This is a genomic window from Bradyrhizobium sp. 170 (assembly GCF_023101085.1).
GTDB lineage: Bacteria > Pseudomonadota > Alphaproteobacteria > Rhizobiales > Xanthobacteraceae > Bradyrhizobium.
Genome location: NZ_CP064703.1, coordinates 4911144 through 4929599, shown reverse-complemented (window position 1 = coordinate 4929599; position 18456 = coordinate 4911144). Strand labels below are relative to the sequence as shown.

Annotated in this window: 21 protein-coding genes and 1 pseudogene; 10 read left to right on the top strand and 12 right to left on the bottom strand. The window is 62.5% G+C overall.

Annotation, left to right across the window (positions count from 1 at the left end):
- Window positions 1-436 precede the first annotated feature (436 nt).
- From IVB05_RS22990 to IVB05_RS22980, 3 genes are all read left to right on the top strand, one after another.
- Entirely contained in the window at window positions 437-1474 is a 1038-nt protein-coding gene (locus tag IVB05_RS22990; RefSeq protein WP_214491259.1) for a glutamine synthetase beta-grasp domain-containing protein, read from the top strand.
- 209 nt (window positions 1475-1683) lie between these two features.
- On the top strand, window positions 1684-2388 hold the full coding sequence (locus IVB05_RS22985; RefSeq protein WP_247778190.1) for a hypothetical protein: 705 nt from the start codon (window positions 1684-1686) through the stop codon (window positions 2386-2388).
- 5 nt (window positions 2389-2393) lie between these two features.
- The gene (locus tag IVB05_RS22980; RefSeq protein WP_247778189.1) at window positions 2394-3080 is read left to right on the top strand and encodes a substrate-binding domain-containing protein; all 687 of its coding nucleotides are present in this window, start codon (window positions 2394-2396) and stop codon (window positions 3078-3080) included.
- A 3-nt stretch (window positions 3081-3083) separates the two neighbouring features.
- Here IVB05_RS22980 and IVB05_RS22975 read toward each other — a convergent pair whose 3' ends face one another.
- Window positions 3084-3539, bottom strand: a complete 456-nt coding sequence (locus tag IVB05_RS22975; protein WP_247778188.1) for a DMT family transporter — start codon at window positions 3537-3539, stop codon at window positions 3084-3086.
- A gap of 126 nt (window positions 3540-3665) precedes the next feature.
- Between IVB05_RS22975 and IVB05_RS22970 the strand changes: the two genes are divergently transcribed.
- Entirely contained in the window at window positions 3666-3815 is a 150-nt protein-coding gene (locus IVB05_RS22970) for a hypothetical protein (protein ID WP_141686549.1), read from the top strand.
- A gap of 82 nt (window positions 3816-3897) precedes the next feature.
- A complete protein-coding gene (locus IVB05_RS22965; RefSeq protein ID WP_247778187.1) occupies window positions 3898-4602 on the top strand; it encodes a GrlR family regulatory protein in 705 nt (234 codons plus the stop codon).
- A gap of 120 nt (window positions 4603-4722) precedes the next feature.
- On the opposite strand, the gene IVB05_RS22960 is transcribed toward IVB05_RS22965, so the two are convergent.
- From IVB05_RS22960 to IVB05_RS22945, 4 genes are all read right to left on the bottom strand, one after another.
- Complete coding sequence (locus IVB05_RS22960) at window positions 4723-5040, bottom strand: avidin/streptavidin family protein (RefSeq protein WP_247778186.1); 318 nt, start codon at window positions 5038-5040, stop codon at window positions 4723-4725.
- 96 nt (window positions 5041-5136) lie between these two features.
- Entirely contained in the window at window positions 5137-5337 is a 201-nt protein-coding gene (locus IVB05_RS22955) for a hypothetical protein (protein ID WP_247778185.1), read from the bottom strand.
- Entirely contained in the window at window positions 5334-6437 is a 1104-nt protein-coding gene (locus IVB05_RS22950) for a PepSY-associated TM helix domain-containing protein (RefSeq protein ID WP_247778184.1), read from the bottom strand. The genes IVB05_RS22955 and IVB05_RS22950 overlap by 4 nt, the downstream gene beginning before the upstream one ends.
- A 55-nt stretch (window positions 6438-6492) precedes the next feature.
- Window positions 6493-8712 (bottom strand): TonB-dependent siderophore receptor, encoded by a 2220-nt coding sequence (locus tag IVB05_RS22945; protein ID WP_247786854.1) that lies wholly within the window; start codon window positions 8710-8712, stop codon window positions 6493-6495.
- Window positions 8713-9104: 392 nt separating this feature from the next.
- Between IVB05_RS22945 and IVB05_RS22940 the strand changes: the two genes are divergently transcribed.
- Both IVB05_RS22940 and IVB05_RS22935 read left to right on the top strand, forming a co-directional pair.
- Window positions 9105-9980 carry a S1C family serine protease gene (locus IVB05_RS22940; RefSeq protein ID WP_247778183.1) on the top strand — a complete coding sequence of 292 codons (876 nt, stop codon included), beginning with the start codon at window positions 9105-9107 and terminating at the stop codon, window positions 9978-9980.
- A complete protein-coding gene (locus tag IVB05_RS22935; protein WP_247778182.1) occupies window positions 9977-10354 on the top strand; it encodes a helix-turn-helix transcriptional regulator in 378 nt (125 codons plus the stop codon). The genes IVB05_RS22940 and IVB05_RS22935 overlap by 4 nt, the downstream gene beginning before the upstream one ends.
- 10 nt (window positions 10355-10364) lie before the next feature.
- Here the strand turns inward: IVB05_RS22935 and IVB05_RS22930 are convergent, their stop codons facing one another.
- The 5 genes from IVB05_RS22930 to IVB05_RS22910 form a co-directional block, all read right to left on the bottom strand.
- Entirely contained in the window at window positions 10365-10514 is a 150-nt protein-coding gene (locus tag IVB05_RS22930; RefSeq protein ID WP_247778181.1) for a hypothetical protein, read from the bottom strand.
- A gap of 87 nt (window positions 10515-10601) precedes the next feature.
- On the bottom strand, window positions 10602-11102 hold the full coding sequence (locus tag IVB05_RS22925) for a hypothetical protein (protein ID WP_247778180.1): 501 nt from the start codon (window positions 11100-11102) through the stop codon (window positions 10602-10604).
- Complete coding sequence (locus IVB05_RS22920; protein ID WP_247778179.1) at window positions 11099-11323, bottom strand: hypothetical protein; 225 nt, start codon at window positions 11321-11323, stop codon at window positions 11099-11101. The genes IVB05_RS22925 and IVB05_RS22920 overlap by 4 nt, the downstream gene beginning before the upstream one ends.
- Before the next feature lie 15 nt (window positions 11324-11338).
- Window positions 11339-11512: a hypothetical protein gene (locus tag IVB05_RS22915; RefSeq protein WP_247778178.1), complete on the bottom strand. Its 174-nt coding sequence runs from the start codon at window positions 11510-11512 to the stop codon at window positions 11339-11341.
- An 88-nt stretch (window positions 11513-11600) separates the two neighbouring features.
- The gene (locus tag IVB05_RS22910; RefSeq protein ID WP_247778177.1) at window positions 11601-12050 is read right to left on the bottom strand and encodes a DUF2267 domain-containing protein; all 450 of its coding nucleotides are present in this window, start codon (window positions 12048-12050) and stop codon (window positions 11601-11603) included.
- A 237-nt stretch (window positions 12051-12287) separates the two neighbouring features.
- Between IVB05_RS22910 and IVB05_RS22905 the strand changes: the two genes are divergently transcribed.
- Window positions 12288-13910: an ABC-F family ATP-binding cassette domain-containing protein gene (locus tag IVB05_RS22905; RefSeq protein ID WP_247778176.1), complete on the top strand. Its 1623-nt coding sequence runs from the start codon at window positions 12288-12290 to the stop codon at window positions 13908-13910.
- 91 nt (window positions 13911-14001) lie between these two features.
- Here IVB05_RS22905 and IVB05_RS22900 read toward each other — a convergent pair whose 3' ends face one another.
- Window positions 14002-14976 (bottom strand): glycerophosphodiester phosphodiesterase family protein, encoded by a 975-nt coding sequence (locus IVB05_RS22900; RefSeq protein WP_247778175.1) that lies wholly within the window; start codon window positions 14974-14976, stop codon window positions 14002-14004.
- 160 nt (window positions 14977-15136) lie between these two features.
- Here IVB05_RS22900 and IVB05_RS22895 point away from each other — a divergent pair, with 160 nt between their 5' ends.
- Window positions 15137-16012 carry an MBL fold metallo-hydrolase gene (locus IVB05_RS22895; RefSeq protein WP_247778174.1) on the top strand — a complete coding sequence of 292 codons (876 nt, stop codon included), beginning with the start codon at window positions 15137-15139 and terminating at the stop codon, window positions 16010-16012.
- Window positions 16013-16085: 73 nt separating this feature from the next.
- Window positions 16086-16238: pseudogene (locus IVB05_RS22890) on the top strand (nitroreductase); the annotation flags it as partial.
- 94 nt (window positions 16239-16332) lie between these two features.
- Here IVB05_RS22890 and IVB05_RS22885 read toward each other — a convergent pair.
- On the bottom strand, window positions 16333-18417 hold the full coding sequence (locus IVB05_RS22885) for a HAMP domain-containing methyl-accepting chemotaxis protein (protein WP_247778172.1): 2085 nt from the start codon (window positions 18415-18417) through the stop codon (window positions 16333-16335).
- Window positions 18418-18456 lie beyond the last annotated feature (39 nt).

Sequence of the window (18456 nt, the reverse complement as noted above, 5' to 3'; positions counted from 1 at the left end):
CGTAGGCATTTCTGGCGTTGCTTCCTGCAAGGCAACGGGCGGATGACCAACGTGTGAGCCGGCGACGTGGTTGCCCGGATGGGTCGGCGTCCTCCGTGGATCCCTCGAAGGGGTGCCGCAGCTTTAATCGCGGAGCGGTTCGGAAGCGAAAATGCCGGAGAAATAGGCTGGATTCGGACTGCAAACCCGCCGCTGCGCCGCCCGATTTGCGGGCCTGCCGCGCTCCTATGTCGCAGCTTTTATTTTGGCCTGCAGCCAAGTCGCCCTGTGGATAGCCTCTCCCGCAGTGCAGCGATTGGCACGCAAAATGCTTAGTAAGGCGTGGCCTGACGTGGCCGGGTACACGTATGCGGAGACTTCCAGGGGGCTGGGCGTCAAAATCCAGATTTCAAGGCTTCGGTCTTCCGCATTCCACTAGCAACTCAAGAGAGGCTCAATGACCAAGTACAAGCTCGAGTATATTTGGCTCGACGGCTATACGCCGACGCCGAATCTGCGCGGCAAAACGCAGATCAAGGAATTCGACAAGTTTCCGACGCTGGAACAGCTTCCGCTGTGGGGCTTTGACGGCTCGTCGACCATGCAGGCCGAAGGCCACAGCTCCGATTGCGTGCTGAAGCCGGTCGCCGTCTATCCGGACGCCGCGCGGGAAAACGGCGCGCTCGTGATGTGCGAAGTCATGATGCCCGATGGCAAGACCCCGCACGCCTCGAACAAGCGCGCAACGATTCTCGACGATGAAGGCGCCTGGTTCGGCTTCGAGCAGGAATACTTCTTCTACAAGGACGGCCGTCCGCTCGGCTTTCCGTCCGATGGCTATCCGGCACCGCAGGGCCCGTACTACACCGGCGTCGGTTACTCGAACGTCGGTAGCGTCGCGCGCAAGATCGTCGAAGAGCACCTCAACCTCTGCCTCGCCGCCGGCATCAACCACGAAGGCATCAACGCCGAAGTGGCGAAAGGCCAGTGGGAATTCCAGATCTTCGGCAAGGGCTCCAAGAAGGCCGCTGACGAAATGTGGATGGCGCGCTACCTGATGCTGCGTCTCACCGAATCTTACGGCATCGACATCGAGTTCCACTGCAAGCCGCTCGGCGACACCGACTGGAACGGCTCGGGCATGCACGCCAACTTCTCGACCAAGTTCATGCGCGAAGTCGGCGGCAAGGAATACTTCGAGAAGCTGATGGCGGCCTTTGACAAGAATCTCATGGACCACATTGCCGTCTATGGGCCGGACAACGACAAGCGCCTGACGGGCAAGCACGAGACCGCCCCCTGGAACAAGTTCAGCTACGGCATTGCCGATCGCGGCGCCTCGATCCGCGTTCCGCACTCCTTCGCCAATAACGGATACAAGGGCTATCTGGAAGACCGCCGTCCGAACTCGCAGGGCGACCCATACCAGATCGCTTCCCAGATCCTGAAGACCATCGCTGAAGTCCCGACCGGCGCCAAGGCGGCTGCGGCCTAAGGGGACCTACGACCTAAGGACCGACGATATGACCCGGGGGTGCCCGGGCTGCAAAGCTGATCCGCCAAGGCGAAACCGCCTTGGCGGATCATTGCGTTTTGATGACACAGCGTCTTGATGAGATTGATTCAAATACGCCGGTTCAAGGCCGTTTCCCTGCGTTGTGAAGCGCGCTAGACAACGGCGGTGGGCTTGCCGGGGACACGGCATTGTTTGAGGGATTTTACAAAGTCAGGTTTCAGCTTGGCGCTGCGGTCGGCCGCAGCGTGATGTATGCGCGCGACGGCAGGATGCTCGGCGGCAATTCGGCCTTTGCCCATATCGGCACGTACGAAAAGCGGGACGACGGCGTCGACATCGTGATCCAGACCGTCCGCCATAACCCGGACCCGGCTTATCGCGCGATGGCCGGCACCGACGATGCCACCCTGCTGGCGAAGGGCAGGGCTGACGGAGACCTCTATCGTTTTGAAGGGGGCTTGAAGGAACTGCCCGGCGTGGGGTTCCACTCGGTGATGACGCCGATCGAGCAGGACGCCATACCGATCGCCGGTGGCGTCGGCGAGGGGGGCGTCGTCAATGGCCTCTATTCCATCCACGTTCGCCTGCTCGACGGCGTCGAAGGCGGCCTGACCGGTGTGATGCTGCTCAATGAGGGGCGCATCCTCGGCGGCGACGCATCCTTCTACTACGTCGGCACGTACACCTCGGAGAATGGCCGCTGGAAAGGCCAGATCCTCAATCAGGAGCATACGCCCGCGATGGGTGAGAACCCCGTCTTCGGCGGCCATGAAGTCGGCATCGGCTTTTCCGGTACCTGCGACAAGGGGGGCGCGCTACTCGAGGCGACCGCGCTCGCCGGCAAGCGCAGCCTCCGCATGACCGCGGTGCTCAAGCTGATGCACCGGGTGTAGCGACGATGAACGATACCGTGCGCGTGCTCTCGACGCTGGCGTTGAAGGGCGCCATCCACGGTCTGGCCGGCCAGTATCAGGCGGCCGGCGGCGCACGCATCGACGCCGATTTCGCTCCGACATTGGCGCTGTTGGAGCGGTTGCGCGCCGGTGAGGCCGCCGACGTCGTCATCCTGACCCGCGAGGGGCTCGACGAGGTCGCACGCGAGGGGCGCGTGGCGGCGGAAAGCTGCGTGGATCTCGCGCGATCGTTTGTCGGCATCGCTGTGAAAGCCGGCGCGGCCCATCCCGATCTCTCGACCGAGGCTGCACTGCGCGCGGCGTTGCTCGGCGCGCGCTCGGTGGCCTATTCGCGGCTCGGCGCCAGCGGCATTCTGTTTGCAAAGCTGATCGAGCGGCTCGGCATTGCCGTTGAGATCGATGCAAAGGCGCAGATCATCCAGCAGGGTTTTACCGCCGAGAAGCTCCTAACCGGCGAGGCCGATCTCGCGGTCCAGCAGATCAGTGAGTTGAAGCAGGTGGGAGGGATCGAGGTCGTCGGTCCCATTCCACACGCGTTGCAAACGCCCGCGGTGTTTTCGGCGGGACGTATGGCGGCGGCGAACAAGCCGGCCGAAGCAGACCGGTTGCTGCGGTTTCTTGCGTCGCTCGAGGTCGCACCGGCGTTGCGCGAGAGTGGCCTGGAGCCTTGATTTTCACTCCCTGATCAAGACGACGCCGGCAATCAGGAGAGCCGCGCCTGCGAGCCGCGCGGCGCCGATCGGATGAGGCGTCAAGCCGAACGCGCCGAAATGATCCAGCGTCACCGCAGCGAGCACCTGGCCGGCGACGACCAGCGCAAACAGTGTCGCCGCGCCGAGCGAGGGCAACAGCAGGATTGCCAGCAGGATGAAAGCGCCGCCGAATACGCCGCCCGACCACGCGTACCACGGCACATCGACGACAGTCTTCCACGACGGCACCCGTTCGCGAAGCGCGATCACCGCGACGATCATGGTGATGAGGCCGCCGGCATAACTGACCAACCCCGCCCAGGCCGGCGAGCCCAGCGCCGTGCGCAGGCTGCCATTGAGAACCTGTTGCGTCACGACGCTGACGCCGGCGCCGAGCGCGAGGAGGTAGAGGAAGAAATGTTGCACCGAGGCCCCCATTCATTCCGCGCCGGCAGAGCGATCCGGCATTGCAAGACCTGAGACAACGCCAATAGCCGGCCCGGAACAAGAGGCCCCGCGGCGCAATTATTGCGGACGGGGGCTCGCTAACAAGCGGTGCTTTCGATGATCCGAAAACTGCAATCGGGCGAATACCGGCTCTATTCCCGCAAAATCAACCCGAAAACGGGAAAACGCCGTAACCTTGGAACCTTCAAATCCCGCGCGGCGGCGGAAAAGCACGAGCGCGCCGTGCAGTATTTCAAACGGCATTGAATCTGTGTGAAAACGCGGCTGGTTCCGGGCTTCCGGCGGTGCTATGCCCCGCGAGACAATTCCATAACGCGGGACATCTTCGTTGCTGAACGGGCTCTACAAGGCTGAGTATGGCGTGAACGACGCGTTCGGCCGCAGCATCATGTGCATGCACAATGGCAAGCTGCTGGGCGGCAATTCAGCTTTTGCCCATCTCGGCACCTATCAGGAGAGCGGCGGGGAGATTGTCGGCGAAGTCATCACCCAGCGTCACAATGACGATCCCTACTACAAGCCGCTGATGGACACCGACGTTGCTGCGATCAGCGTGCGGGGCAGGCTGCAAGGCAACAGGATTCGTTTTGAAGGCAGCGCCGCGCCGCGGCCCGGCGCTCTGTTCTGGGCCGAGCTGACGCGGCTCGACGACGAGGGGTTGCCGCCGGTCGGCACCGTCGGGCAGGGCGGGATTATCAACGGGCTCTATTCCCTCCAGCTTCGCGCACTCGACGGCGTCAAGGCCGGCTTGTCGGGCGTCATGCTGCTGCTGGACGGCCGCATCCTCGGCGGCGACGCTTTCTTCTATTACCTCGGCGCCTATTCCTCGGCCGACGGCCGCTGGAAGGGCGAGATCCTCAATCAGGAGCACACGCCGGCGAAAGGCGAAAACCCCGTGTTCGGCGGCCATGAGGTGGGCATCGGCTTTACCGGAACCTGCGACGAGGCCGGCGCAGAACTCGAAGCCATTGCGCTGGCGGGCAAGCGCAGCCTGCGGCTGGCCGCCACGCTGAAGCTGATGCGGCCGGCTTAGCGCATTTTCCGGGATGGGCTGCCAGAGAAGTGGCGCCGATCGACGATCCGAAAACGAAAACAAGTCATCATACCACGCGCTCAAACGTATCGGCACTGGTGATGATCGAGCGCCACCAGCTCAGCTTTTCGATTTTGCCGGGCGCGCCTTCCTCCGCCGCCTTGATCGCGGCATCCGCGACCACGAACCACATCGTCTCCATTTTCCGTCACGCGCGAGTCCGGTATAGGAGACCGCGGCATCGCCCGCAGCCGTCTTGCCGCCCGCGACGAAGCTGATGCAATCGCCCTGGTGAATTCCGACGACCGGGATTTCCTGCCCGTAGAAGCCGCTGTCCCCGAGCGCCGTCTTGAACGTCCCGGCAATCCGGTTGTTGGCATCGTCGGTAATATCGACGGTTGAACCGTATTGATTGCGCCACTTGCCTTTCCAGTTCATTGGGAACTCCCTCAGAGCTTGTCGCGGCTAACGGCTGCACGCCCGGAGATGTTCCCGATCGAAGGGGACGCAAAGTTGACACGGCGCGCGCAGATTTCAGGTGCGCTTTCGCCGCGCGAAAAACCATGCGGTGAGGGCGACGGGCGCGCCAAGGGCGAGCCAGGAAAAATAGCGCCCGGGACCTTCGGACAACAGCGCACTCAATAGCCCCGCAATCGAGAGCACGCCGAGCACGAGCGGGCCACCATACACGGTCCACCAGTTGCCACTCGATCGGGATTTGCGTGCAGCGGTCATTCGGACGGCTGCAACAAGGGCTGGCCCGCGATGGCGTGGCTGCGGTGCTTGCGGCGTTTGACGATCCATAGATAGAGCCCGCTGCCGATCACGACGATGGTCATGACGTCGAGCAACGCCCAGATGATCTTCAGCGGCATGCCGCCATAGTCGCCGAAATGCAGCGGCTGCGAGACCAGGAGCGCCTTGAGATAGACGGGAAGGTCGCGCGCATCGGACACTTCTCCGGTTTCGCCATCCAGCAGCACCGGCTTGAGCAGCCGCGACGTCAGCGGCGTGTCGCCGCGCATGAAGACCGCGAAATGGTGCGAGCTCGTGAACGGCGTGCCCGGGAAGGCGACGAACGAGACATTCATGTCGGGCGCGGTCTTGCGCGCTTTCTCGAGCGTCGCGTCGAGCGAGGCGAGGTGCACCGGCGGCGGCTTGCCAGCATAGGGCTTGACCATGTCAGCGAGTTCGGTGGCCTTCCACTGGCTCAGCATCACCTCGGCGAGCGTATTGATGACGCCGGTGGCGCCGACCACCAGCGCCCAGGCGATGGTTATGGCGCCGAGCAGATTATGCCAGTCGAACCAGGCAATACGGCGCGACTTGTCTCTCAGCGTGCCAAAGCTCATGCGGCGCGTGAACGGCCAGTACAGCACCACGCCGGAGATGATCGCGACCAGGAACAGGAATCCCATCGCGCCGAGGAACAGCTTACCGAGCTGGCCCGCAAACATATCGACGTGGAGTTTCAAGAATATCAGCATTGGGCCGCCACCGACCGAGCCGAGCGGCTTGGCGGAGTGTGCGTCGTACGCCCTGAGCGTCGCCGCATCCGGATCGCCATCGACCTTGTTGTTGGTAAAGGCGATCACCGTGTTAGGTTCGTCCTTGTCCCACAAGATGTACTGCAGGACGCGGCCGGGATCGTGCGCGAGCGCCGTGCGGGCGATCTCGTCGATGCTTCGTTTCACCGCGCCCGGCTGGGCGATCTCGGGCTTCGGATCATAGCCGAGCAGCTCATCGATCTCGTGATGGAAGATCAGCGGCAGGCCGGTGACGCACAACAACAGCATGAACAGCGTCGATATCAGGCTGCTCCAGGTGTGGACCACCGACCAGATGCGAACGGTTCTGGCTTTCAGTGCTGCCTCCTTACGATCGCATGCACTACCACTTGTAGGCGAGGCTCGCCGTCACGCGGCGGCGATCGCCGTAGAAGCAGGAGGTGTCCGATGCACAGCTTGCGACATAGATCTTGTCGGCGATGTTGATAACGTTCAACGCCGCACGCCAGTTTTGCCATTCGTAATGGATCGTCGCATCGCCGAGTACGACCGAAGGAACCAGGTGCGTATTCGCTATATCGGCAAAGGACTTTCCAACGTAGCGCACGCCGCCCCCAAAGCCAAAGCCCCTCAGCGGCCCGTCCTGGAAGGTGTGGTCCACCCAGGCCGAGCCTACCTGCTGCGGCGTGTTGGTGGGTGTGAAGCCGAGCAGCGCGGGATTTGCGTCCTTGCTGGTAAACAGATCGTAGGTGGTGAACGCGCCAACCACCTTCAGGCCAGGCGCAACATTGGCCACGGCTTCCAGTTCGAGACCACGAGAGGTAACCTCACCAGTCTGGCTTTGCAGGTTCGGCGGCACACTGTTGGGATCGGTGGTGAGCACGTTTTGCCGCTTCAGATCGAACACAGCGATGCCGAAATGGCCGTTGAATCCATTGGGCTGAAACTTCAGTCCCACCTCGGCCTGCTTACCGGTTTCCGGCAAAAGCAGCTGGTTCGAAGAGTTGAGGCCGATGACCGGGTTATAGCTCGTCGCATAGGCGATATAGGGCGCCAAGCCGTTGTCGAAATTGTAGATCAGGCCGGCGCGTCCGGAGAACTTGCTGTCTTCCCGGTTGACCAGCGTGGCGCCGGTCGGTCGGTCGCCTTGGCTCGTCGATACCCAATCGTTGCGGCCGCTCAAGACCAACGTGAATCGGCCGAACTTCATCTGGTCCTGAACATAGGTGCCGAGTTGATTCTGAGTCAGGAGGAAATTGCGGAACGGCGCGCGCGAGAACGGAATGTCGCCCAAGCCGTAAACGGGATTCAAGGCGTTGATCGGTGGGACCATCCCATCATCTTGAAAGTTCTGATAATCGTCGATCCGGTAGCTCTTCAGGTCAAGCCCGAACAGCATCGTGTGCTGCACCGGGCCGGTATCGAAACGATACTCCAACTGATTGTCCAGATCGCCTTGGTTGGCAGTGTTCTTCGCGTACCAATTGTAGCGGCCGAGGTCGCCGGTGGCGAGACCGGCGCCGAGGTTGGCATAGCCGTTGCCCACAAAGCCGCGATAGGTGATGTCGACGTGCGCGTAGCGGGCATTCTGCCGGAATGTGACGCTGTCGGAGACGTTGCGCTCGAACTGATAGCCGATCATCTCCTGTTCGCGCTTGAACGTATCGACGCTGGGGTCGCCGACGAAAAGTTTGGTTGGGATACGGCCGAACGGAGCATTCGTCACGGTGCCAACATAGGGCAGGAAATTGATGCCGCGGGTATCCTGCTTAGATGCCGATGCCAGCACAGTGAACGTCGTATCAGCATCCGGTTTGTAGGTTACCGACGGCGCGATGAAGTAGTTGTTGTCCGGCGTGAAGTCGACTTGGGTGCCGCCGTTCTGAACCTGTCCGACCACGCGGTAGAACAGCTTACCGTTTTCCGGCGAGGTCGCGACCGGACCACCGAAATCGAACGACAGATAGGCATTGCCGAAATTGTTGACGCCGGTCTCCAGATAGCGGATCGGCTCCGCCGGAGGCAGCTTGCTGACCGCGTTGACGATGCCGCTCGGGCTGGAGCCGCCATACAGCACGGCGGAGGGGCCGCGCAACACCTCGACGCGCTCCATATTGAACGGCTGCAGCTTCCAGCTCGCATAGGAGGTGTAGAAGAGCTGGAGGCCATCGAGGAACAGACCAATGTCGTCGGACTTGAAGCCGCGGATCAGGAACCAGTCGTTGCGCGTGTCGGCGCCGAACGTTCCGGCAACGACGCCCGGCGAGTAGCGCAGGATCTCGTCGAATTTGCCGGGCTTCTGGTCGCGAATTTGCTCGCTGCCGACCACCGAGATCGCCTGCGGCGTCTCCATGATCGGCGTGTTGGTCTTGGTGCCCGCCATCGAGCGGCCGGCGACGTAACCCTGGACCGCGCCGCGCGGATTCTCGACGACGGTGGCAGCCTCGCGTTTCGGTTGGGGTTTTCGGGAAGCGGCCGCGCTTTGCGCCGCCGGGCGCGCGCTGCGCCGGGTTGTCGTGGCCGCGGTGCGTTTCTCAGGTGAGGTGACGACGACTGACGGGAGTGATTGCGACGCGGAGCCGGAGCTCGACTGCGCCAACATCACCTGTGGCCACAACACCAATACGGACGCGGTCGCCGACGCGGCGACCCCTAACAAATCACGAGACTTCAAAGCGTCACCCAACCTGCGAGCACTTGTCGCGCTCTCAGGAAATTTGGCAGCGCAACTCCAGTGGGACGCATAACGCGAGCGAAGTTGATTCCTCTAATGGAAAGGTTCTTAGAGTCGCTCTTAGAAAACTTCTAATAACTAGTGCGGAAAATTGCTCGGCGTCGCAATCACACGCGTTAGCTGAGAAGTCGGAACGTCACCGCGATGTTGGTTCCGTGGTGATGCGCTCGACGTCAAAAGCATTGCGCCTCCCCATCAGGCTAGTTCCCGAACGCAATCAGAACTCCCAGATTGGATCAAACAATCCAGGAGTTCCCGCCATGACCGACCCGAGCGCAGCCATCCTTTCCTTGTTCTCGTCCGCCCTTGCCGGGCTCGTCGCCCGAACAAAGCCCGCGATCGTCTCGGTGCATTCGCACCGCTTGCGGGCCTCGGGCTTCGTCTGGAAGCCCGGCCTGATCGTGACGGCCGACGAGGCATTGGCCGACGAGGGCGAAGTCTCGGTCAAGCTTGCCGACGGAACGACGCGGCCGGCCAGTATCGCGGGACGCGATCACACGACCGACATCGCGCTGTTGCGATTTGATACGCAGAATATTGCGCCGGTCGTGCTTTCACCTGTCGTTCCGGATCTCGGCTCGCTGTCGGTCGTGGTCGCCGCCGAGCACGGCGTTCCCACCGCGGCGCTGGGTGCGGTATCGCTGATTGGCGACCGCTGGCGCAGCCTTCGCGGCGGCGAGATCGACTCCCGGATCGAACTCGGCCTGCGGCTGCGACCCAGCCACGAGGGGGGCCTCGCGCTCACCGCCTCGGGCGAAGCGATTGGCATGGCTGTCCAGGGGGTGCGACGTGTTCTTGTCATTCCGAGCGCGACGATCGGCCGGGTCGCAGGAAGACTAGAAACCCATGGCCGGATCGCGCGGGGCTATCTCGGGGTTGGGTTGCAGCCCGTCAAGCTCGACGATGGCGTTGGCGCGATGGTGATGAGTGTCGATAGATCGGGCCCCTCGGCCGCCGCCGGCATCCGGCAAGGCGATATTATCGTCGGCTGGAACGACGAGAAGCTCTCCGGCGTGCGTTCGTTGTTAAGAGCGCTCGGGCCGGACAGCGTCGGCTCGGTCGTTGACGTCGAGATTCGGCGCGGCGGCGAACCGGTGCGGATCAAGCTCACGATCGGCGAAAGGGCGGACGCGTGAGCGAGGAGGTTGCACCGGTCGTTGTCGTCGCCATCGAGATTTCCGATCCTGCGCTGGCGGACCGGCTAGCGTCGCTGCTCGGCGGCGTTAGCGGCATCCGCCTGGCGACAGCGGGGGAGGCAGCCGCGGTCGCGCTCGTGTCGCGTGAGGCTCAATCTGCTCCTGAGCCGGCTGACATCGAGCTAACGCCGCGCGAACGCGACGTGCTGGTGCTGATGGCCGAAGGCGCATCGAACAAGGCCATTGCGAGACAGCTTGGAATATCCGTTCACACGGCCAAATTCCACGTCGGATCGTTGCTCGACAAGCTCGACGCCACCGGCCGCACCGACGCCGTGGCACATGCCGCGCGACGCGGCGTGATCCATTTGTAACGGCGTCCTTTTATCCGCGGCCCTTGTTGGCGGCGTGATCTTTCAACTGTTCGGTTTGGGTCCACTTGCTGTCTTGACCTCGATCGCGGGAATGCTCGGTTTTGTCGCGGTTGGAAAGCACCATGTTGTCGCCGATCAGGTCGTTCTGAACGTCAGTCATGCCGCCGGTTCCCGCGCCTTTGCCTTTCGCTCCAGGCCCGAGATGCTTGCCGTCTCCATGTGCTCCACGTGTCATGATTTCTAATCCCTATGGCTTTTGAGGCTTATGGCCTGACTGCCCTGGATGGTTGTGCTTGTTGTGCTGGCTTTCCTGGTTGAGACCGCCGCGGCTCACCGGAAATTCCGATTGGCGTCCACCACGCTTCGCAGTCTTTGCGCCGCCGTCGTGCTGCCTGCGTGCGATTTCCTCCTCGATCTGCCTCGCATCGGGAACATCAGGCTTCCTTTCGAGAATGCGCAGTTGCTGCTCGTGCGTCTTCTTTCCCTGCAGCGCCATTTTTCGGGGGCCGCTATCCCGATCGTCTTGCGGCGGGCCGCGGCGCCTGTCACGAACCTCTGCCTTATCGATGCCGCCCTGTGGATTGGTATCGTTCTCGATGTCGCCTTCGAAGGTGTTGGCGCCTTCGAACTCCTCCAACTCGTCCGGCGAGACTCCCGCCATCGTCACGCCCTTCGATCCGCCAATCAGCGGGTTGCGGGCGAGATCGACGTTGGTCGGCCTGTTCAGTTTCACATGCTTAGTGGTCATGATGCGTCCCTCGAAGCTGGATGGGTCCCTCCGCCCTTCCTTTCGGGATGATGAGTATGATGGCTGTCGTGTTCGCCGCCGCCGCCAGACACTTTGCTGTGCCGGCGTTGTGGATCATCGGCCGGTGGCTTGTTGACGCGAAGCGGCGCCTTGGCATTCTCATGCGATGCGCCGGGGCCGCCTTGGCGGATGCTGGCCGGCGTCTTTTTCGAAGTCGACATCGTGCTCGCTCCTGACTAGCGATCCTGCTGATAGCCCTGATGGGTGGTGTTCTGCGCGGTATTGCCCTGCTGCTCGGGATTTTCAACCTGGCCGCGGCGCTTTTGGACCTCGTGGGCATTACCGGACTTGCGATCACCGGGGCCCTTGTGGCTTTGGTTGTCCGGCGGCACAGGCGGAGGCTTGGTCATGGTCAGCTCCGTTGTTGCTTGCAGCAAGACAACGCGCGGTGAACACGAGGGTTCTTCTCGATTTGCGGAACCGCGGTCACATGCCGCATCAGGCGGCCGAGGAAACCTGATTATCGGCGGGCCACAACTTTTGGACCTCTTCGGGAAGCGCGTGTCGGACCTTCTCGACCTGATGAGGATCTACATGGTGGTTCAGAACCCGAAACACCGCTCGCGCCGCATCATCGGCCCCGACCGGTTTCACGGAACTCAGTTCTGCAGCGACGATCGAGAGAAATTCATCTGCCGATCGCCATGCCTTCGGCGTTTCACTCGGCCGCCATTGGTCATAGTAGGTGCCGCGCACCAACAGCGGGAGCTGCGCGCCAAGATGTGCGGCGAGATTAACCGGAACCCGGTCGCGAATAGTTCGCAGCACAGTGCCCAATACATGCCATGCCAGCTTCCGATCGCGCGGCAGCGTTGCCATCATTTCGTCCAACCACGTGTTGGTGATCTGGAGCGTCCTGTCGAATACTTCGAGACCTGTTGCGCTCATGGAACTACTCCGTCCTTCAAGTGGAGATGACGGAGTAACGAGGTTTCCTCTGATCGGTTCGCGACGCCAAAAGGTTTGCCGCGATCGCTTCTGCATCGTGAGCTGAAGTTGCGGGTATGGTAGCCCACGCCTACCGGTAGAACGATCGGTCCGAATGGTGCTGTTCGGAACCGCTTCCACCAGCGCGCCAGATGTCCTAAGCAGCGGGCCGCAGCGATTTCCTCACTTCAGGCCCCAATGATCCGTCTCGATAACGTCAGCAAGCAAGTCGGCCACCAGATCCTCTTCATCGAAGCTTCCGCGGCCCTCCAGAAGGGCGAGAAGATCGGCCTTGTCGGGCCGAACGGGGCCGGCAAAACCACGCTTTTCCGGATGATTTCGGGTCAGGAACCGCCCGACGAGGGCCAGGTCTCGCTCGATCGTGGCATTACTATTGGCTATTTCAGCCAGGACGTCGGCGAGATGTCGGGCCGCAGCGCCGTGGCCGAGGTCATGGACGGAGCGGGGCCCGTGAGCGTCGTGGCGGGCGAGCTCCGGGAACTCGAGGCCGCGATGGCCGATCCTGATCGTGCCGACGAGATGGAAGACATCATCGCGCGCTATGGCGAGGTGCAGCACCGTTTTGAGGAGCTCGACGGCTATGCCCTCGATGGCCGCGCGCGCGAGGCGCTGGCGGGCCTCGGCTTCAGCCAGGAAATGATGGAAGGCGACGTCGGCGCGCTGTCAGGCGGCTGGAAGATGCGGGTGGCGCTGGCGCGCATTCTTCTGATGCGGCCCGACGTGATGCTGCTGGACGAGCCGAGCAACCATCTCGACCTGGAAAGCCTGATCTGGCTGGAACAGTTTTTGAAGGGATACGAGGGTGCACTGTTGATGACATCGCATGACCGCGAGTTCATCAACCGCATCATCAACAAGGTGGTCGAGATCGACGGCGGCACGCTTTCGACCTATTCCGGCAACTACGAATTCTATGAACAGCAGCGCGCGCTGAACGAAAAGCAACAACAAGCCCAGTTCGAGCGCCAGCAGGCGATGCTGGCCAAGGAAATCAAATTCATCGAGCGCTTCAAGGCGCGCGCCTCGCACGCGGCGCAGGTGCAGAGCCGGGTTAAGAAGCTCGACAAGATCGAGCGCGTCGAGCCGCCGAAGCGCCGCCAGACGGTGGCGTTCGAATTCATGCCGGCGCCGCGCTCGGGCGAGGATGTCGTCAGCCTGAAGAACGTCCACAAGGGCTATGGCAGCCGTAGCATCTATCAGGGGCTCGACTTCATGATCCGCCGCAGGGAGCGGTGGTGCGTGATGGGCGTCAATGGCGCCGGCAAGTCAACGCTGTTGAAGCTGGTGGCCGGCTCGACCGAGCCCGACGACGGCACGGTGGCGATCGGCGGCAGCGTCAAGATGGGCTACTTCGCCCAACATGCCATGGATCTGCTCGACGGTGAGCGCACGGTGTTCCAGTCGCTGGAAGATTCCTTCCCGCAGGCAGGGCAAGGCTCGCTGCGCGCACTGGCGGGCTGCTTCGGCTTCTCCGGCGATGATGTCGAGAAAAAATGCCGCGTGCTCTCAGGCGGCGAGAAGGCGCGGCTGGTGATGGCAAAAATGCTCTATGATCCGCCGAATTTTCTGGTGCTGGACGAGCCGACCAACCATCTGGACCTCGCGACCAAGGAAATGCTGATCAACGCGCTTTCCGAATTCGAGGGCACCATGTTGTTCGTCTCCCATGACCGGCATTTTCTGGCCGCGCTCTCCAATCGCTTGCTCGAGTTGACGCCGGAGGGCATCCACCAGTTTGGCGGCGGCTACACCCAATATGTCGCGCGCACCGGGCAGGAAGCGCCGGGGTTACGGAGCTGAAGTCGTAGCCCGGATGAAGCGAAGCGCAATCCGGGACACTCTCTCCGTTGAACTGTTCCCGGATTGCGCTTCGCTTCATCCGGGCTACGAACTACTTGCGTGTCAGCGGAGCGATCGCCTCGATCTCGTTGGTCCAGATGCCGCCGGAATAGTTTTGCGGCAGACGTGCAAGCTGCTCAGGCGTATCGATGCCGGTCGAGAACTCGCCGCCGCGGTATGGGCCGAGCACGAATACCTCGCTGTTGGCGGATTTCATGCGGTTCAGGAAACGGTCGGGCCAGCCCCATAGCCAGGGCGCCGCATTGACTGGAACCAGTACCATCGCGTTGTGGCAGGCTCCCGGCACGATGCCGCTCCAGCCGTAGCCGATGTAACCGAGCAGGCAGCGCTTGATCGCGCCACGCGAGATCGTCCTGATGTCGCTCGCGCGCTGGCGCACGATCTCGATCGGCTCGTCGCCGCCATAGACCATGATCTGGGCCCGGCGTTCGGCGGGCAGCTTGTTCAGCACGGCTGCGAGCTTCTCTCCCTCGGACGGGTCGCGGCTCTTCACATTGATCAGCAGCCGCGCTTGCGGAAAGGCCGCCAGCACCTCGGCGAGCGTCGGCATCTGGCCGATGCCCTTGCCGCGAAAGGGAAAGGTCTTGCCACCATCGGCGGTATAGCCATGGCCGATGTCGAGCTTTTTCAAATAGACCATGGAGTGTTCGCGCGCGACGCCGCGCCCGTCGGTGCGGCAATCCAGCGTCCAGTCGTGAAACACCGCGAATTCGCCATCGGTGGTGGGATGAACGTCGAGCTCGACGATATCGGCCCCGGCCACAAAACCGGCCCGCATCGATTCGATCGTGTTCTCCAGATACTGGTGGCTGGACGGCAGCATTCGCGCCGCGGTGCAGGTGTCGTTCTTCAGCTCGCGTTCGTCGAAGCGCTGGGCAATGCCGCGATGCGCGAGCAGGACTGGGTTGCCCTCCCGATGGGTGGCGAGATGATTGGTGTTGTTGATGTAGACGGCTGCGGCGAAGACGACGATCGCCGCCGCGGAATATTTGAGTTTCTTGTTCAAGGCTTGCCCCGCGCAGACGACGCATTCGCTAGGCGGCATTTCTGTTCGATTTGCGGCGGAGGGCAGGAAAAGCCGAAACGCATGGCGCTACAACTTGCGCGCGGCTTGTCGGTGCTGAACTCGCCCGTTACGCTGGCGCAAAAACGGGGAGCGAACGACGATGAAGCAGCTCAGGATCGGCGACATCACCATCGACGCGGTGATTGAGCGCGAGGGGCCGTGGCGGCGGCCGCAGGATTTCTTCCCGGCTTATGACGATGCCGTCTTCAAGCATCACCTGGCCGACATGGAGCCCGAGGTGTTCGATACGGCGCTGGGGCTGATGGTGATCACCTATCAGACGTTTGTGGTCCGCACGCCGCGCTACACCATCCTGGTCGATACCTGCACCGGCGAGGACAAGGGGCACCCGCCGCCGTTCGATTTTCCCGGCAAGGAGCGCTGGCGCAACGAGCTGTTTGCGCTCGGCATCGCCTACGAGGAGGTCGACTACGTCTTCTGCACCCATCTGCACATCGACCATACCGGCTGGAACACCACGCTGCGCGACGGGAGCTGGGTGCCGACGTTTCCCAATGCCAAGTACATATTCCATAAGCGGGAATATGCGGCGTGGGAGGCGGAGAATGCTGAGGGAGCCAACCCGCCCGGGACGGTCTTTCGCGACAATTGCCTGCCGATCGTCGAGGCCGGACAGGCCGTTCTGGTTGACGACGATTACGCGCTCGACGATACCGTTACGCTGACACCGACGCCGGGGCATTCGCCCTGTCACTGCTGCGTCAACATCTTCTCAAAGGGCAAGCGCGCGGTGGTGGCCGGCGATCTCATGCATCACGTCATCCAGTGCCGTGAGCCGGAATGGTCGGCGAAGCCGGACTGGGATCCGAAACAGTCGTCGATCTCGCGGCGGAAGTTCTTGGCTTCCGTCGCCGGCACCGACACGCTGATCCTGCCTGTCCATTTCCCGGCGCCCACCGTCGGGCTGATTACGGCGGACGGCGACCGCTTCGATTATTGTTTCAAAAGGGATTGACCATGGGAATGCAACGGACGGACGGAATGCAACGGATGGATTTCGAGACGCTGGTTCAGACCCGCAAGAGCACATCGTGCGCGAGGTCGCCAATATCCCCGAGGACGAGGTCATCATGACCTGCGTCGCCCTGGGTTATCCCGACGACAGCTTTCCCGCCAATGCGGTGCGATCGGACCGTGAGCCGAATGGTGATTTCGTGCGTTATGTCGGGTTTGCCGACTGACGGGATGATTTTGATTTGAGCATGATCTCCGCGCAAACGCGTTCCGCGTTTGTCGCGAGGGAAAACCGGTGCCCACTTTTCCGGATCATGCTCTTTACGCCGCACGCACCTCCGAGAGGAAGCGGTTGACCTGTCCGGCGAGATCCTTGGACTGCGAGGACAATTGCTCGGCCGCGCCGAGCACCTGATTGGCGGCCGAGCCGGTATCGTCGGCGGCCTTCTGCACGCCCGTGATGTTGGAATTGACCTCCTGGGTGCCGCGCGCAGCTTCCTGCACGCTGCGCGAGATTTCCTTGGTCGCGGAGCCCTGTTCCTCGATCGCGGCCGCAATCGCGGTGCCGATCTGGTCGATCTCGGCGATCACGTTGGCGACGTTCTGAATCGCCGTGACGGTCTGGTCGCTCGCCGCCTGAATCGAGGCGATCTGCTCGGAGATTTCGGTGGTGGCCTTTGCGGTCTGGCCGGCCAGCGATTTGACTTCGGAGGCGACGACGGCAAAACCGCGGCCGGCATCGCCGGCGCGCGCGGCTTCGATGGTCGCGTTCAGCGCCAGGAGGTTGGTCTGCGCGGCAATGCTCTGGATCAGCGTCACGACGTCGCCGATCTTCTGCGCGCCCTCGGCGAGCGAGCGGGCGCTGTCGCCGGTGCGCCGCGCATTGTCGACCGCGCGGGCGGCGATTTCGGTCGATTGCGCGACCTGGCGGCCGATTTCCGAGATCGAAGAGGCCAGTTCCTCGGTGGCGCTTGCCACCGTCTGCACGTTGGCGGAGGTCTGTTCGGAAGCGGCGGCGACGATCGCCGCCTGACGATTGGTGAGGGTTGCGGTCGATGACATCGACTGTGCAGTGTCTTCCATGATGGACGATGCCGACGACAGTCCGCCGACGAGCTCGGTGACCTTGGCTTCGAACACGCGGGTGAGTTGGTCGAGCACCTGGGCGCGGCGCATCTTGCCGTCGCTCTCGGCGGCCTTCTCGGCGGCGAGCCGTTCCGCCTCGACCATGCTGTCCTTGAAGACGCGTACCGCCGATGCCATCGCGCCGATCTCGTCGCCGCGCTCGGCGCCGGCGATTTCACCTGAGACGTCGCCGCTGGCCAGCCGCGACATGGTGGCGGTGAGGTCGACGATCGGCCCGCAGACGCGGCGGCGCACCATCACCACCAGCGCAGCGCTGGCGGTGACAACCGTAATCAGACCCGCGAGCGCAAGCAGGAAGCTGAAGCGCGCGGAGGAATAGTTGGTGCCGAGGATGTGCTCGGCGTTGTCGTAGAAGGCGTTGCGCAGATCGACCACGGCGCCGAGGCCCTTCTGGGATTCTGCGTAGAAGAAGTCGACATCGTGCTCGTATTTGCCTGAAGCGGCGCCGTCCTTGACGAGCTTCAACTCGTTACCGAAACGGCCGACATAGGCTTCGTTCATCTTTTCCAGCGCGGCCGCCACATTGGCCGGCGTCGCCGGGTTGCCGCGCAGTTCCTGCAACGACATCAGGATCTGATCGGCGCGGCCCTGCGAGCGGCTGAACTCCATCTTTTCGGCTTCGGTGGCGGCGCGCTTGGCGCCGACGAGGTTTTTATGGATGCTGGCGTTGTAACCGCCGACGTCGCGCAGGTTCCAGGTGATGTTGGCATAGACAGCCTGCCGGTAGGCATCGCCGTCAAGCTGCGCCATGCGGCGCACCTGCTCGTCGAGCAGCTTGGTGACCGCGGCGTTGAACACGGCATTGTCGGCGACGATTTTTCTGGCGGCGTCCTTGCGCGCTTCGGCCGGGCCGTCGATCGCCTTGTCCATGGCCTCGCGCAATGCGTTGAATTTCAGATTCAGATCGTCCATGCCGGGGCCGATCGCCGCGGCATCGTCGAGCCCGCCGGACAGGTTCTTGCGGATCGCATTCATCTTGTCGCGCGCGCCGTCGGTGTTCTTGCGGAGTTTTTCGTTGAGTTCCTTCCGCACCGCCGGATCGACTGCAGGCGGCCCATAGAGGATGTTGGTGGCAAAACCGCGCTCGGAATTCATATAGCGCGGGATGTCGCCGACTGCGCGCACCACCTCCAGCCGGCTCTGCGCGACCGAGACCTTTTCCATGGTCTGATATTTTGAAACTGCCACATAGACGGCGAGGCCGCCACCGACGGCGGAAAGCGAGACAATGGCAGCGGTGAGGAGGGTGCCGATTTTCATGGGATTTTAGGCCATTTGCGCTGGTGCGGGGCGTTCGGG

What these genes read in the sequence shown, in the direction of transcription:
- IVB05_RS22955 (WP_247778185.1), bottom strand. Translation starts at nt 5,337, where the DNA reads ATGACCGCTGCACGCAAATCCCGATCGAGTGGCAACTGGTGGACCGTG.
- IVB05_RS22915 (WP_247778178.1), bottom strand. Translation starts at nt 11,512, where the DNA reads ATGACCAAGCCTCCGCCTGTGCCGCCGGACAACCAAAGCCACAAGGGC.
- IVB05_RS22980 (WP_247778189.1), top strand. Translation starts at nt 2,394, where the DNA reads ATGAACGATACCGTGCGCGTGCTCTCGACGCTGGCGTTGAAGGGCGCC.
- IVB05_RS22940 (WP_247778183.1), top strand. Translation starts at nt 9,105, where the DNA reads ATGACCGACCCGAGCGCAGCCATCCTTTCCTTGTTCTCGTCCGCCCTT.
- IVB05_RS22910 (WP_247778177.1), bottom strand. Translation starts at nt 12,050, where the DNA reads ATGAGCGCAACAGGTCTCGAAGTATTCGACAGGACGCTCCAGATCACC.
- IVB05_RS22895 (WP_247778174.1), top strand. Translation starts at nt 15,137, where the DNA reads ATGAAGCAGCTCAGGATCGGCGACATCACCATCGACGCGGTGATTGAG.
- IVB05_RS22990 (WP_214491259.1), top strand. Translation starts at nt 437, where the DNA reads ATGACCAAGTACAAGCTCGAGTATATTTGGCTCGACGGCTATACGCCG.
- IVB05_RS22925 (WP_247778180.1), bottom strand. Translation starts at nt 11,102, where the DNA reads ATGACCACTAAGCATGTGAAACTGAACAGGCCGACCAACGTCGATCTC.
- IVB05_RS22970 (WP_141686549.1), top strand. Translation starts at nt 3,666, where the DNA reads ATGATCCGAAAACTGCAATCGGGCGAATACCGGCTCTATTCCCGCAAA.
- IVB05_RS22920 (WP_247778179.1), bottom strand. Translation starts at nt 11,323, where the DNA reads ATGTCGACTTCGAAAAAGACGCCGGCCAGCATCCGCCAAGGCGGCCCC.
- IVB05_RS22960 (WP_247778186.1), bottom strand. Translation starts at nt 5,040, where the DNA reads ATGAACTGGAAAGGCAAGTGGCGCAATCAATACGGTTCAACCGTCGAT.
- IVB05_RS22930 (WP_247778181.1), bottom strand. Translation starts at nt 10,514, where the DNA reads ATGACTGACGTTCAGAACGACCTGATCGGCGACAACATGGTGCTTTCC.
- IVB05_RS22905 (WP_247778176.1), top strand. Translation starts at nt 12,288, where the DNA reads ATGATCCGTCTCGATAACGTCAGCAAGCAAGTCGGCCACCAGATCCTC.
- IVB05_RS22975 (WP_247778188.1), bottom strand. Translation starts at nt 3,539, where the DNA reads ATGGGGGCCTCGGTGCAACATTTCTTCCTCTACCTCCTCGCGCTCGGC.
- IVB05_RS22945 (WP_247786854.1), bottom strand. Translation starts at nt 8,712, where the DNA reads ATGTTGGCGCAGTCGAGCTCCGGCTCCGCGTCGCAATCACTCCCGTCA.
- IVB05_RS22885 (WP_247778172.1), bottom strand. Translation starts at nt 18,417, where the DNA reads ATGAAAATCGGCACCCTCCTCACCGCTGCCATTGTCTCGCTTTCCGCC.